Source organism: Polynucleobacter sp. SHI8, assembly GCF_027944005.1.
GTDB lineage: Bacteria > Pseudomonadota > Gammaproteobacteria > Burkholderiales > Burkholderiaceae > Polynucleobacter.
Map to the genome: position 1 here is coordinate 1,673,760 of NZ_AP027204.1, position 12,865 is coordinate 1,686,624.

The following is a 12,865-nucleotide window of genomic DNA, read 5'->3' on the forward strand; positions in this document are numbered from 1 at the left end:
CCCATGAAAAAACCTGAACTTCTTGCCCCAGCTGGTAGTCGAGCAATGCTTGATACCGCTTTTAATTTTGGCGCTGATGCGATCTATGCAGGCCAACCTCGATATTCTTTACGCGTCAGAAACAATGATTTTGGCGATTTAGATGTGTTAGCAGGTGGAATTAACCACGCCCACTCGCTTGGTAAGAAGTTTTACCTAGTCTCCAATATATTGCCGCATGGCAGTAAGACAAGAACTTTTGTACAGGATATGACTCCAGTCATCGCCCTTCAACCAGACGCACTTATCATGTCTGATCCTGGTTTAATCATGATGGTTCGTGAGCAATGGCCGGATATGCCGATCCACTTATCTGTTCAAGCAAATACGGTGAATGGTGCTGCTGCTCGTTTTTGGCAAAAAGTAGGTATTAGTCGAATCATTCTGTCACGCGAATTATCGCTTGATGAAATCGCCGCTGTTCGTCAAGACTGTCCGGAAATGGAGCTCGAAGTTTTTGTTCACGGTGCTTTGTGCATCGCGTATTCTGGACGTTGTCTTTTATCTGGTTACTTCAGTCATCGCGACCCGAACCAGGGTGCTTGTACGAACTCATGCCGTTGGGATTATAAAATCTATCCCGGATCAGAAGATGCGACTGGCGATATTTATCTTCTTGAAGAAGGTGGCAAAACCGATGCCTTAATGCCCATTGAGGAGGATATGCATGGTACTTATATTCTGAACTCTAAAGATTTACGAGCGATTGAGCATATCGAACGCTTAACTGAAATGGGTATCGACTCTTTCAAAATTGAAGGTCGGACTAAATCACCCTACTATGTTGCGCGCACTTGCCAATCCTACCGAACCGCAATTGATGATGCGTTTGCCGGTAAAGCATTCCAACCTAAACTATTAGGTCATTTAGAGGGTCTTGCCAATCGTGGTTACACCGATGGCTTTTATCAACGCCACCATGATGCAGATTATCAAAATTATCTTAAGGGCTTCTCGATTTCTGGAAGAAGTATGTACGTTGGCAGTGTCATTGAAATAGATTCCGTCAAAGGTGTCAAAATTGATGTGAAGAATCGTTTTGCTGTGGGCGATAGAATAGAAATCATTGAACCTCACGGCAACACAGATGTGGTGATTGAAGAACTTTGGAGTGAAGATGGCAAGCCTATTCAAGTAGCTCCTGGTTCTGGTCATATCGTCTATGCCAAAATTCCATGTGCCTCTAGCGCAGCCTTCTTGGCAAGATACATTCAAGCCAATAAGACCTCAGCCCTTGATCTAATTGCAGTGCAAGCCCTCTAACTTCTTTCTTGTATCGTAGGTGGCTTGCATATCAAGCCAATACTGACAGTTGATACCATACACTCTTGCAAGTCTTTCAGCAATCAATGGGGTAATAGTTTGTTGTCCAACGATGATTTCACAGGCCATTTTTTCTGAAATTTCCATTGCCATGGCAAATTGAAAGATACTTTGGCCACCCGCTTGGAGGAATTCCTCACGTATAAATTCTCCTGGGTGAAATTCTGCAGAGAATAGAGATTTTGATGTTTTCATAAGAGGTATTTTATTAATAGTTTGATTGCCCCCAAGAATCAAATCCACATTCGTATCATTGTTTTTTGAATTCAAATCAAAAGATCTTTCCGCACAGACTTGAATCATTTGCCATAATGGAGTTATTCATAAAGGGGAATCTTATGTCACTTTTTCACACGAATTATCTCAAGAGTATCTGTTTGTTTGTAGTTGTTTTTTTTCTTAGTTCTTGCTCAAGTACAAAAGTTGAAGATTATGCAAAAGAAACGCCTGTCTTAAAGCTATCGGAATACTTCAATGGCAAAACACAAGCTTATGGGATCTTCACTGATCGTGGTGGCAAAGTAGTGAAGCGGTTTACAGTCAATATGGTTTCGACTTGGAAAATGGTGGATGGCATCCATACGGGCACTCTAGATGAATCATTCACGTATTCAGATGGAACCACTCAAAAAAGGATTTGGACCATCAAAGAAATCTCACCCAATAACTATGAAGGTACCGCTGATGATGTGGTCGGAAAAGCAATTGGTAAGGCTTCAGGTAATGCTCTCAACTGGCGCTACACGCTACTGCTCACAGTAGATGGTAAAAATATTGAAGTACAGTTTAATGATTGGATGTATTTAGTAACAGGCAAAGTGATGCTAAATCGCGCTGAAATGTCAAAATTTGGAATTTATCTAGGTGAAGTTACTCTTTCATTTTCGAAAGAAGACTAATGTATTTTTGGTGGATGATCCTGGGTTTTCAAGCAGTATGGTTCTCCTGTGCTTGGGGTATTAGTCATCACTATCCCTTGTTGCCACTCATTGTTAGTCTGGTCTATTTAAATTCATACATCTCTAAACAATCTCCCCAAAAACCAGCTTACTTATTTTTACTACGAATCTTACTCTATGGTTTTTTGCTAGACAGCGCCCTTGGCTTACTGGGTTTCATTGTTTATGAATCTGCCTATCCAACTCCGCTGCAGTGGTTACAACCTTGGTGGATGTCTTTGTTATGGCTATCTTTTGCAGCCTCAGCAAAAGCGTCATTTTTTTGGCTAGAAAAACGTCTTCTCGTGGCGGCTTTGCTCGGAGCTATTTCAGGTCCGATCGCTTATTTTTCTGGGCAAAAAATGGGGGCTTTTATTTCAGTTGATATAGCAGGCTATGTTCTTTTGAGCATCGGGTTCGCAATCATCATGTATCTGATGATGAAAACTCTCCAAAAACAATAGACTCCCCTACAATAGATATAAATTTACTCCACTTATTCGTTAAGGATTAAAAATCATGAAAAAAAATTTCTTTGTATTCCTTTTAGCTTTGAGCTTAAATGTAACCTTCGCTGCAGATGATTGGCCTAATCGTAAGCCGATTCGCCTCATCTCTGTTTTTCCGCCTGGTGGTTCAGTCGATGCTGTTGCTAGAGTTCTCGCTCCAGCCTTACAAAACCAACTAAAACAATCCGTAGTTGTCGAAAATGTGGGTGGTGCTTCTGGTGTGATTGGTACAAGTGCCCTCGTTCGTTCAGATGCAGACGGCTATACCTTCGCAGTTGTCTTTGATACCCACGGTGTCAATCAATCGCTGAAAGATAAAATGCCTTATGACACCTTAAAAGATATCGCTAATGTGACATTGATCGACACGTCTCCTATGGTTTTGGCCGCAAGTAATAAATCAGGTATCACTAGCTTTAAACAACTAACAGATGACTCCAAAAAAGCAACTCCTTATAACTACGGCACAATTGGCACAGGGAGTTTAGGACATTTAGCAATGGCTTCATTGGCTAAAAAATCTAAGCTTGAATGGACCCACATCCCTTATCGTGGTGGTGGTCCTCTGATGGCTGACGCACTTGCAGGTCATGTCCAATTAGCGGTTGGCTCAATCTATTTAATGAAGCAGCATATCGACTCTGGTCGTGTAGTTCCTTTGGTTGTCACTAGTCCTAAGCGCAGTAAAGATTTACCAAATGTGCCAACTATTGCTGAGAGTGGTTTTCCAGGGTTTGATGCGCCAGCTTGGTGGGGTGTGATTGCCCCAGTAAAAACACCTCCAGAAATTATTGCCAAAATGAACCAAGCAGTTATTGCGGTTCTTAACCAACCTGAGATTGCTAAAAAATTAGATGATCAAGGGATTAATATCGTCGCTGGTGGACCTGATGTATTTAATCCATTTTTGCGTAAGCAAATGAATACTTGGGGTCAGTTTATAGTACAAAATAAAATTAAAGAAGAGTAAGTCTTTTGCTATTAACAAGAAAGCCTTACCTGATTCAGGTTGCCGCTGCGGTGGCAATCTTTGCTCTTATTTTTGGGATACGTCAATCAGTCCCAATGTTTTTTAGTTCCATCAATAATCATTCGGGTCTTGGTATTGTCGCAGTCAGTCTGGCGTTTGCCTGCGGTCAATTAGCCTGGGGAGCTTTTCAGCCATTTGCTGGTGCAATTTCCGATAAATATGGTATAGAAAAAGCACTACTGATTGGTATCGCGATGTGTGTCACAGGCACTCTTCTCATACCATATGCTTCAACTCAATTTGAGCTCATTGTAACAATTGGTATTTTATCTGCAGGTGGTGCTGGCTTTGCTGGTAATTCTGTTCTCATGTCAGCAGTTAATCGCTTCGTCCCACCGGGGACTGGGGGTCTATATGCTGGTTTAGTCAATGCAGGTGGCTCCATCGGTCAATTCATCATGGCACCGCTAGCAGGCTGGCTCATTGTTCATACTGGATGGGAAAATGGCCTAACCTATCTGGCACTTTTTTGTTTAGTGACAGTCCCATTATCACTGCTCTTGCGGGGTAAAAAATCCACTCCTATCGTTGACGTAAACAGTCCCCCACCGCTCAATCTTCAACAAAGTATCGCTCTGGCTTTTAGAACGCCGAGCTATTTGATGCTCAATGCTGGCTTTTTTGTATGTGGCTTTCACGTTGCTTTTATTGCTACGCATATGCCTGGTGTGATTGATTTATGTGGGCTGCCACCCACATTCACAGGATGGGCATTGGCAACCATTGGGCTATTTAATATTGTGGGCAGCTTAGCGGCTGGATGGCTGACTACCAAAATGCCGATGAAACATCTTCTTAGTTATATTTATGCGGCGCGTGGAATCATTGTCATTCTTTTTATTTTGGGACCTAAGACTGAACTTACGGTCTTACTCTTTGCCGCCACTTTGGGTTTAACCTATTTATCTACCGTTCCCCCGACGGCAGGCTTGGTCGCTAAGATGTTTGGTCGCAGCTTTATGGGTACGTTGTTTGGGATTGTTTTATTTACTCACCAAATTGGTGGTTTCTTGGGAGCCTATTTAGGTGGTCAAGTCTTCCAAAACTTTGGAAACTATAACCTCGTTTGGTATATGGATATCATGCTGGCAGTTTTTGCAGCCTTGATTCATTTGCCGATTCAAGAAAAACTGGTTCAAGTCGGTAACTCTCAAATAGCATCTTAGTACAGGAGAGGTAGCTGGGATTTCGCGTAGTCCGTTAAATAGGGTCGCATTTTTTCCCACTCGACAATTACTTGTGGCGCTCCGGCAGCATAAGCGGTGAGCTCATAAGGGCTAAACTGAAAACCAAATCCCTCTTTATTCATATCCCAGGTCTGAACTCTTGAAACACTTCCCACGACTTGCTTCGGTGACTCCACTAAAACCATTCCAGCTTCTTGGATTAGAATTTTTTGATACACATCCTCGGCAACCATACTTTGCCATTCCCCTTTGAGTAAATCCCCCGCAAGCAACTCTCTTGACTGAGATAAGATGAAGTGTTCATGGTTCATCACACTATTGCCGTGCGCTCCAAAACCATTGAAGTAATATAAGGTTCTTAGTCGAAGGATATCTGGACTAACTTCCTCCAACGCCATATCCAAAAAGCTATCCATAAAGTTTTCATTTAAGCTCATACGGTTTTTTAAGCCTAATTTTTTGCTAGTTGACACAATCCAAGTGTTGATTTTATTGGCGAGCACCGCATCGGCTGCTTGCAGTTCAGAGATCTCAATTTGCGGGTAAATCAATGAATGATCGACCATTTTGACCCAATCTGGAACCTGATTCTTATCTGCTTTGACAACGCTGTATTTAGCCACATTAAATACTGGCCATTGATTTTTCATCTGATTGATTGCAAGAATATCCAACCGTTTGTCATACATCATTTCTGCACATTCCAGAAATTGCTCAGAATCCATTTTGTCTTCTTTTCTCTTCAAACATGCCTGAGGCCAATATTTGAGCCAATCACGCTGACTATTTAAATAACTCACACGATTGGCAGGCGAAAGTTTTTTATAGTTTTCTGCATACACCTTCGCCATACGCTCATCTAACGTCGATATATTGGCATTGCGACAAATGAATTGATCAATTGCAGTTAAAGACTTGGAATTGCAGTCAAAACTTGCACACCACCCTACTTGTGGCAGCAGAATCACGGCAAGGAGACATAAATATATTTGATATTTTTTGAACATGTTTGGCTTTGTTACTAAGTGTCAAAATTGTATCTGTTTTCTAGGTCAGTCTTAAACAATATAAAGCTTACCTCGAGTTGTGCTAATCTTCTAACATCTTTTAAAAATACTCTTATGACTTCAGCTGCTGCCCATCATGACCTCATAGATTCCAGAACTGCGGCAAAACGACTTTGTATTGCCGTTTTACTCATGACTCTTGGTACAAGCTCCATGTACGCGGTCGCTGTTTTTTTGCCTGCTGTGCAAGCTGAATTCGGCGTCAGTCGGTCAGCCGTTTCATTGCCATATACGGCCATGATGATGGGCCTCGGGCTAGGCAGTATCCTCATGGGTAAGGTAACTGACCGTTTTGGGGTGTCGAGCGCCCTTCTTGTTGGTGCCGTTTCTGTCGGGTTAGGCTATGTGCTCTCTGGACTCGCGCCAAACATCATCATTTTTGGTATGTGTCATGGCTTTTTATTGGGTTTTTTTGGCGCATCGGCAACCTTTGCCCCTCTAATGGCTGACACGTCCATGTGGTGGAGTAAATACCGCGGAATTGCTGTTGGTGTATGTTCCAGTGGTAATTACTTAGCTGGCACGATTTGGCCACCCATTGTCCAATATGGCATTGAACATTATGGTTGGAGAAATACCTATATTGCGATGGGTCTGATTTGCGGAATTGGTATGTTCTTATTAGCTCTTCTATTACGCCAACGCCCACCAGTGGGCCAAGCTTCAACCGTAATCAATATGACAGCCCCTAATCGCGACAAACCATTTAACTTGCCGATTCCTTTCGCACAAGCGCTTTTATGTGTCGCTGGTGTTGGTTGCTGCGTAGCGATGTCAATGCCTCAAGTCCATATCGTTGCTTACTGCACTGACCTTGGCTTTAATGCCGCTAGGGGCGCTGAAATGCTCTCGTTAATGCTCGCCTGTGGTGTGGCGAGTCGATTAATTTCTGGGTTGATTTGTGACCGCATTGGGGGTCTTAAAACCCTATTACTCGGATCTGTTTTACAAGGTATTGCCCTCTTATTATTTTTGCCATTTGAAAGTCTCATCTCTCTTTACATCATCGCTGCTTTGTTTGGCTTATTTCAAGGGGGTATCATTCCTGCCTATGCCATTATTGTGCGGGAGTATTTTCCGATTCAAGATTTAAGTAAGCGCGTTGGCCTTTGCATTATGTCCACGATGATTGGTATGGCTCTAGGTGGTTGGCTATCCGGAAAAGTATTTGACTTAACTGGCTCTTATCACGCTGCATTTATCAATGGGATTGCCTGGAATCTGATGAATATCGCCATCGTGGTATTCCTCTTATTGCGCGTGCGAAATGCAAAACCACCAGCCACATCAGTTACTGCTAAAGTTCCTGTGGCAGCCTAAAATCTTCAACTCTGCAAAATGCAAAGCTCCAACCAACTCTGAAACACAATCCAAGCAATACTTGCCGTAGTGAAGATACAAGAAATACAAAAAATCATCCAATCGCGTCTGGTGGATTGTCGACTTTTAAGTTTAATTTGCTCAAGTTGCGTTTGATGCTGAACCTGCATCATCTTACGATATAAGCGCCGCTTTTTTTTCTCAAAGGAATGGACCTGCCAAGCTAAATCGTCCAACTCAATCAGAGGTTTAGTTGATCTAAGTGCAGAACTAGTTTTCATAAAAGGCCAATTGAAAATAATCATGTATTTTCAATTGGGGGGCCCTCGAAGACAAGTTCACACACTGTCAGATATTTCAGAAAATGCTGTACTCCAAATCGTTTTCTTTAGTCTTTGGCGCTAGCTAAAACCATTCCCCAATGAGTATCAGCTTTGGGAGGTATTACATGAGTATTTTGGGCATAAGCACGTAATGCGCTACAAGTCGTGCTTAAAATATTTAAAAGAACAGGTATGCCAAACTCAGCTTCCAAAATTGGCACTGCATGGATTGCAAACCATAATCCACCTGGCATTAAAAGTGCTTGTGCTTGCGGTGCTGCTCTTAAAGCTTCTCTCCCGAGCTCGAGTGCAAGTTCATGATCCGCCAATGGATTGGCTGATTTATTCTGTGATAAGTTTCTACCGCGTGATTTACAAGTCAAGACTTCAATACCTGCATCTGCTAAATAGGTCGTTAATCCAGCATTTACAGATTCAGACCATCGAGACGCAATTGCAATCTTACTAGCCCCGAGATGTTTTAACGTGGCAATATGGGCCTCGGCATCAGTATCACATTCCATCCCTGTTCTAGTCCGAGCTTCTTCTAATAAGGCCAACATACGTTTACGCCCTAATGCAGCAGCAACAGGTACGCCACTTAAAGAAATTCTGTCGACGGGTTTATGCGCCAATAAATCTAAAGCAGAATAAAAAGCAGGCATTTGAGACTCTACAGACTCCAAGGTATACTCACCTAAATTAAGGCCCGTTGTTACCAACATCATACCTTCTGGTGCTACTCGATAAAATTGATAAGAGTCTAAATCTGTGTAGCGGTGAGGAATGATGTAACCTAATTGATACCACGGAGCAATTGGATTCATTCCGCTTTGAGTCCTGCGCTCTTGACGACTTTGGTCCATTTGACAATCTCCTTTTGAATATAAATAGTTAATGCTTCAGGTGTGCTTCCAATAGGCTCCATTCCATTGTTAGTCATCATCGTTTTAAAAGATGGGTCTTTTAAAATTTGTAATAACTCAGCATTGAGTCGGTTCACGATATCTTTGGGTGTATTGACTGGTGCCAGTAGAGCATACCAAACAGTTGATTCATAACCGGGTACTCCGGCCTCAGCCATGGTTGGCACATTGGGTATGCTGGATAAACGCTTTTCACCGGTTATGGCAATAGCGCGCAGTCGCCCTGCTTGTATATACTGAATCGTACTTGCCGCTGGCGCAAAGATAACTTTCACATGTCCGCCTAAAACATCCGATATCGCTGGACCGCCTCCTTTGTATGGGACATGTGTCATGGGGATATTTGTCATGTTAATGAGTAACTCTGCAGCCATATGACCGCCACTGCCACTGCCCGAGGTTGCGTACGTTAAATTACCATTCTCAGATTTTGCTAATGCTAAAAACTCTTTTAAATTATTAACCGGTAAACTCGGATTAACTAATAATAAATAAGGTCCTTCTGCAATCAAAGAAATTGGGGTAAAACTTTTAATCGGATCAAATGGAATTTTTTCATATAAAGCGCCGTTAATGGCTAGCTGAGGCGTTAACGCCAACATCAAGGTATATCCATCGCTTGGCGCCCTCGCCACAGACTCCATGCTAATGTTACCGCCTGCGCCCCCTCGATTTTCGACAACCACTGATTGGCCGAGGCGGGTTGAAAGTTGTTGTGCAAGAGGTCTAGAAAAAGCGTCTGCACCACCACCAGCTGGGTAAGGAACGACCAATTTAATGAGCTTACTGGGGTAAATATCTGCAGCATTTGTAGGCCCTATCAAACACATCATGAGAAGTGTCAAAGAAAGACGCTTAAAGGCATTCACCATGTCTCCTTTACGGAATAATCATTTTTAATTTTTAATTAATTGATTATAACCACGAGTAATCGCAGATTTATTGCGCCATAGGTAATTAAAATATGTGAAGAAAAGGGGTTACAAAGATATTTGTAACCCCTTGGCTTTCAATCAAATAATGGTGCGGCTGGCAGGAATTGAACCCACGACCCCTTGGTTCGTAGCCAAGTACTCTATCCAGCTGAGCTACAGCCGCGCAGCATAGTATTATGCCATAAATGAATACAAAAAACTACATTACTCCAACTGGACACCAAAGATTAAAAGATGAATTACTCCATCTACTAGATATTGAACGTCCAGAAATTGTAAAAATAGTCCATTGGGCGGCTAGTAATGGCGATCGCTCTGAGAACGGAGACTATATTTACGGTAAAAAAAGACTCCGTGAAATCGATCGTCGAATCCGTTTTTTAAATAAACGTCTAGAATTTGCCGAAGTAGTCGATCCTGCGACGCGAGAAAGTACGGATCAAATCTTTTTTGGTGCTACGGTCACCTATCTCGATGGTGCTGGTATTGAACAACAATTAAGTATTGTTGGGGTCGATGAAATTGGTGATGGCGATGGCTTTGTGAGCTGGATCTCGCCAATCGCTACTGCCATGATAAAAAAGCGTATTGGTGACGAAATAGAATTGCTCACGCCCAATGGCATAGAGGTCATTGAAATACTAAATGTGGCGTATAAGGCTTTGTGAATTAATGGTGTGTTTTTGTTCTTACGGCACGAACAACATCAATATTAGCGCGTAAACTTCGCATCACGCGAGCTAAGTGATCACGATCTTTGACTTGAACTCCAAAGCGAATCGTCGCCGCTAATTCTGAATTGGTATTTTCCATACCTACGTGAGTGATATTGGCATCCGCGGCAGTAATGCTACTGGCAACCTTGGCTAATACACCCTTCGAATTTTTAATATCAACTTTGAGTGGGATCTCGAATTCTTTATGAATTTCTGCAGCCCAATTGACTTCGACCCAGTTTTCTGGATCTTTTCTGTGAATCCGAACGACATGGGCACAATCATGAATATGGATTTGCAAACCTTCACTTTTACCTAAATAACCAATGATAGTGTCGCCAGGAATAGGATGGCAACATGTTGAATAAATCACCGACATTCCCTCTGATCCGTCCACCACTAAAGTCTGCCTAGAATGTTTTACTGGTAACACTTTTTCCGATTTATCCTGCCATACCTGATCATCTAACCGCAACTGCTCATGGCCATGTGTTTCACTGACAAAGATTTCTATCCGCTTGGCTAGTACAGCTGCTGATCTTCGCCCAAGGGCAATATCTGTCATGATTTCTTGACGGGATTTTGCTCCTGTCCAATGCAAAATCTTATCCCAAACTAAATCACTTACTAAACCAACATCAACATCTTCTTGACGGATTGCCTGCAATAAGAGGCGCTCTCCAAGCTGTAAGGACTCATCTAAACCTTTAGTCTTTAATGCGTGACGAATAGCTGCTCGTGCCCGACCTGTTTTAATAAATGTCAACCAAGTAGGATTGGGGTTGGAGTTGGGAGAGGTAATCACCTCGACAATATCGCCATTTTTAATTTCTGTACGCAGCGGCAACTGATTGCCATTCACTCGAACCGCTACACAACTATTGCCTAAGTCACTATGCACCGAATAAGCAAAATCTAGTGCTGTTGCACCCCGTGGTAATGCACGAATATGTCCTTTGGGCGTAAAGATATACACCGAGTCAGGGAATAAATCAATTTTGACGTGCTCTAAAAATTCCTGTGGATCATGACTGGCGTCTTCTAAATCAATTAATGACTGCAACCATTGATGAGCACGTTTTTGCACATCACTCATTTCTTCTTTGCCGTCTTTATATACCCAGTGTGCAGCCACTCCTGCATCAGCAACTTGATCCATCAAAATAGTTCTGATTTGAAACTCAATCGGCATCCCAACAGGTCCAACCATGGTTGAGTGAAGTGACTGGTAACCATTTAATTTAGGAATCGCAATGTAGTCTTTTACTTTTCCTGGCATGGGTTTGTACATCGAGTGCAACACACCTAAGGCACGATAACATTCATCATTCGTCTTTACCAAAACACGAAAGCCATATACATCAAGGACCTCATTAAAGCTTAAATGCTTGGTACGCATTTTGTGATAAATACTAGCCAAACTTTTTTCTCGACCTCGAATATCAATTTCTAGCCCAACTTTGGCAAAATGACGCCGCACATCTTCCAAAATTTTGCCAACGATTTCTTTTCGGTTACCTCGTACTTTTTTGACCGATTTATCTAAAGCACGATAACGCATAGGCCAAGTATTTTTAAAACTCAGGTCCTCTAATTCACGATAAATCATATTTAAACCAAGACGATGCGCAATCGGCGCATATATCTCATTGGTCTCAATAGCAATCCTTTTACGCTTATCTTGCCGCACACCATCTAAAGTTCGCATGTTGTGCGTTCGGTCAGCTAACTTCACGAGTATGACCCGAATATCTCGTGCCATTGCCATAAACATCTTCCGAAAACTCTCCGCTTGGGCTTGTGCGTGACTCTGAAACTCGAGCTTATCTAACTTCGTTAAGCCATCGACAAGCTCTCCTACCTTAGGGCCAAAAGCTTCAATGAGTTCAGCATGGGTATGCCCAGCATCTTCAATCACATCATGCAGTAAGGCCGACATAATGGAATTCACATCCAAACGCCATTCAGCACAAAGTTCGGCGACCGCTAAGGGGTGCGTAATGTATGGCTCACCACTTTGACGGTACTGACCAAGGTGTGCCTCATCAGCAAAATGAAACGCTTTTTTAACTAACTTAAGTTCTGAAGATTTTAAATAACTGAGTTTGTCTGTTAGAACAGACAAACTCACTACTTGCAGTTTTGGTGGTGAAGCCGGTGCTGAGGTTGGACCAAATAAATGCCTACTGGTCTTTTCTAGCATCGCAGCAATAATAACCTTAGCATCAGATTTGCTAGGAATGAGGTCGCTACTAGACGTTGATGGTGATCGGGCCACCATAGCTTACCTTATAAGGGTACTTTAGATAACATATCTCTGTCAGTCATACCTTCAGCAATTTCACGCAAAGCGGTAACTGTCGGTTTATCTTTTGACTCAACACGAGGTGTATGACCTTGAACCAATTGACGCGCACGATAAGTGGCGGCGAGAACCATTTCAAAACGGTTCGGAATAGTCTTTAAACAATCTTCTACTGTAATACGTGCCATAGTTTGAACTTTCAATTCTAGTTTCGATTACAAAGGATGTAATCGCATATGCCCCATTC

The 12,865-nt window shown here is 42.4% G+C and carries 14 protein-coding genes and 1 tRNA gene; 7 read left to right on the plus strand and 8 right to left on the minus strand.

The window, feature by feature from the left end; genetic code table 11:
* Positions 1-3 precede the first annotated feature (3 nt).
* Positions 4-1,302 carry a tRNA 5-hydroxyuridine modification protein YegQ gene (yegQ, locus tag QMN06_RS08385; RefSeq protein ID WP_281969673.1) on the plus strand — a complete coding sequence of 433 codons (1,299 nt, stop codon included), beginning with the start codon at positions 4-6 and terminating at the stop codon, positions 1,300-1,302.
* Here yegQ and QMN06_RS08390 read toward each other — a convergent pair.
* Complete coding sequence (locus QMN06_RS08390; RefSeq protein WP_281969674.1) at positions 1,279-1,557, minus strand: HigA family addiction module antitoxin; 279 nt, start codon at positions 1,555-1,557, stop codon at positions 1,279-1,281. The two genes, yegQ and QMN06_RS08390, sit on opposite strands and share 24 nt — an antisense overlap.
* 143 nt (positions 1,558-1,700) lie before the next feature.
* Here QMN06_RS08390 and QMN06_RS08395 point away from each other — a divergent pair, with 143 nt between their 5' ends.
* The 4 genes from QMN06_RS08395 to QMN06_RS08410 are packed head-to-tail and all read left to right on the plus strand — an operon-like array spanning position 1,701 to position 5,005.
* Positions 1,701-2,261 (plus strand): DUF3833 domain-containing protein, encoded by a 561-nt coding sequence (locus tag QMN06_RS08395; RefSeq protein ID WP_281969675.1) that lies wholly within the window; start codon positions 1,701-1,703, stop codon positions 2,259-2,261.
* Positions 2,261-2,764, plus strand: coding sequence for a DUF2878 domain-containing protein (locus tag QMN06_RS08400; protein WP_281969676.1), 504 nt, complete (start codon positions 2,261-2,263; stop codon positions 2,762-2,764). The genes QMN06_RS08395 and QMN06_RS08400 overlap by 1 nt, the downstream gene beginning before the upstream one ends.
* A 55-nt stretch (positions 2,765-2,819) precedes the next feature.
* Positions 2,820-3,779, plus strand: a complete 960-nt coding sequence (locus QMN06_RS08405; protein ID WP_281969677.1) for a tripartite tricarboxylate transporter substrate binding protein — start codon at positions 2,820-2,822, stop codon at positions 3,777-3,779.
* A gap of 5 nt (positions 3,780-3,784) precedes the next feature.
* Entirely contained in the window at positions 3,785-5,005 is a 1,221-nt protein-coding gene (locus QMN06_RS08410) for an MFS transporter (protein WP_281969678.1), read from the plus strand.
* Here QMN06_RS08410 and QMN06_RS08415 read toward each other — a convergent pair.
* Positions 5,002-6,033 carry a DUF3298 domain-containing protein gene (locus tag QMN06_RS08415; protein WP_281969679.1) on the minus strand — a complete coding sequence of 344 codons (1,032 nt, stop codon included), beginning with the start codon at positions 6,031-6,033 and terminating at the stop codon, positions 5,002-5,004. The genes QMN06_RS08410 and QMN06_RS08415 overlap by 4 nt on opposite strands.
* A 114-nt stretch (positions 6,034-6,147) precedes the next feature.
* Between QMN06_RS08415 and QMN06_RS08420 the strand changes: the two genes are divergently transcribed.
* Complete coding sequence (locus QMN06_RS08420; RefSeq protein ID WP_281969680.1) at positions 6,148-7,413, plus strand: MFS transporter; 1,266 nt, start codon at positions 6,148-6,150, stop codon at positions 7,411-7,413.
* A gap of 5 nt (positions 7,414-7,418) precedes the next feature.
* Here QMN06_RS08420 and QMN06_RS08425 read toward each other — a convergent pair whose 3' ends face one another.
* The 4 genes from QMN06_RS08425 to QMN06_RS08440 form a co-directional block, all read right to left on the minus strand.
* Complete coding sequence (locus tag QMN06_RS08425) at positions 7,419-7,694, minus strand: hypothetical protein (RefSeq protein ID WP_281969681.1); 276 nt, start codon at positions 7,692-7,694, stop codon at positions 7,419-7,421.
* 107 nt (positions 7,695-7,801) lie between these two features.
* Positions 7,802-8,602, minus strand: coding sequence for a hypothetical protein (locus QMN06_RS08430; RefSeq protein ID WP_281969682.1), 801 nt, complete (start codon positions 8,600-8,602; stop codon positions 7,802-7,804).
* The gene (locus QMN06_RS08435) at positions 8,560-9,534 is read right to left on the minus strand and encodes a tripartite tricarboxylate transporter substrate binding protein (protein ID WP_281969683.1); all 975 of its coding nucleotides are present in this window, start codon (positions 9,532-9,534) and stop codon (positions 8,560-8,562) included. Before QMN06_RS08435 ends, QMN06_RS08430 begins: the two co-directional genes overlap by 43 nt.
* A 149-nt stretch (positions 9,535-9,683) precedes the next feature.
* A tRNA-Arg gene (locus QMN06_RS08440) sits at positions 9,684-9,760 on the minus strand.
* 22 nt (positions 9,761-9,782) lie between these two features.
* On the opposite strand from QMN06_RS08440, the gene greB reads away from it, so the two are divergent.
* Entirely contained in the window at positions 9,783-10,265 is a 483-nt protein-coding gene (greB, locus tag QMN06_RS08445) for a transcription elongation factor GreB (RefSeq protein WP_281969684.1), read from the plus strand.
* A 1-nt stretch (position 10,266) separates the two neighbouring features.
* Here greB and QMN06_RS08450 read toward each other — a convergent pair whose 3' ends face one another.
* Together QMN06_RS08450 and rpoZ are read right to left on the minus strand one after the other, a co-directional pair.
* Positions 10,267-12,516, minus strand: a complete 2,250-nt coding sequence (locus QMN06_RS08450) for a bifunctional (p)ppGpp synthetase/guanosine-3',5'-bis(diphosphate) 3'-pyrophosphohydrolase (protein WP_281971755.1) — start codon at positions 12,514-12,516, stop codon at positions 10,267-10,269.
* 86 nt (positions 12,517-12,602) lie between these two features.
* A complete protein-coding gene (gene rpoZ / locus QMN06_RS08455) occupies positions 12,603-12,806 on the minus strand; it encodes a DNA-directed RNA polymerase subunit omega (RefSeq protein WP_281969685.1) in 204 nt (67 codons plus the stop codon).
* Positions 12,807-12,865 lie beyond the last annotated feature (59 nt).

Excerpts from the sequence above, each read along its gene's own strand:
- QMN06_RS08425 (WP_281969681.1), bottom strand. The coding sequence starts at position 7,694 with ATGAAAACTAGTTCTGCACTTAGATCAACTAAACCTCTGATTGAGTTG.
- QMN06_RS08390 (WP_281969674.1), bottom strand. The coding sequence starts at position 1,557 with ATGAAAACATCAAAATCTCTATTCTCTGCAGAATTTCACCCAGGAGAA.
- QMN06_RS08415 (WP_281969679.1), bottom strand. The coding sequence starts at position 6,033 with ATGTTCAAAAAATATCAAATATATTTATGTCTCCTTGCCGTGATTCTG.
- QMN06_RS08430 (WP_281969682.1), bottom strand. The coding sequence starts at position 8,602 with ATGGACCAAAGTCGTCAAGAGCGCAGGACTCAAAGCGGAATGAATCCA.
- QMN06_RS08405 (WP_281969677.1), top strand. The coding sequence starts at position 2,820 with ATGAAAAAAAATTTCTTTGTATTCCTTTTAGCTTTGAGCTTAAATGTA.
- greB (WP_281969684.1), top strand. The coding sequence starts at position 9,783 with ATGAATACAAAAAACTACATTACTCCAACTGGACACCAAAGATTAAAA.
- QMN06_RS08450 (WP_281971755.1), bottom strand. The coding sequence starts at position 12,516 with ATGCTAGAAAAGACCAGTAGGCATTTATTTGGTCCAACCTCAGCACCG.
- yegQ (WP_281969673.1), top strand. The coding sequence starts at position 4 with ATGAAAAAACCTGAACTTCTTGCCCCAGCTGGTAGTCGAGCAATGCTT.
- QMN06_RS08400 (WP_281969676.1), top strand. The coding sequence starts at position 2,261 with ATGTATTTTTGGTGGATGATCCTGGGTTTTCAAGCAGTATGGTTCTCC.
- rpoZ (WP_281969685.1), bottom strand. The coding sequence starts at position 12,806 with ATGGCACGTATTACAGTAGAAGATTGTTTAAAGACTATTCCGAACCGT.
- QMN06_RS08435 (WP_281969683.1), bottom strand. The coding sequence starts at position 9,534 with ATGGTGAATGCCTTTAAGCGTCTTTCTTTGACACTTCTCATGATGTGT.
- QMN06_RS08420 (WP_281969680.1), top strand. The coding sequence starts at position 6,148 with ATGACTTCAGCTGCTGCCCATCATGACCTCATAGATTCCAGAACTGCG.
- QMN06_RS08395 (WP_281969675.1), top strand. The coding sequence starts at position 1,701 with ATGTCACTTTTTCACACGAATTATCTCAAGAGTATCTGTTTGTTTGTA.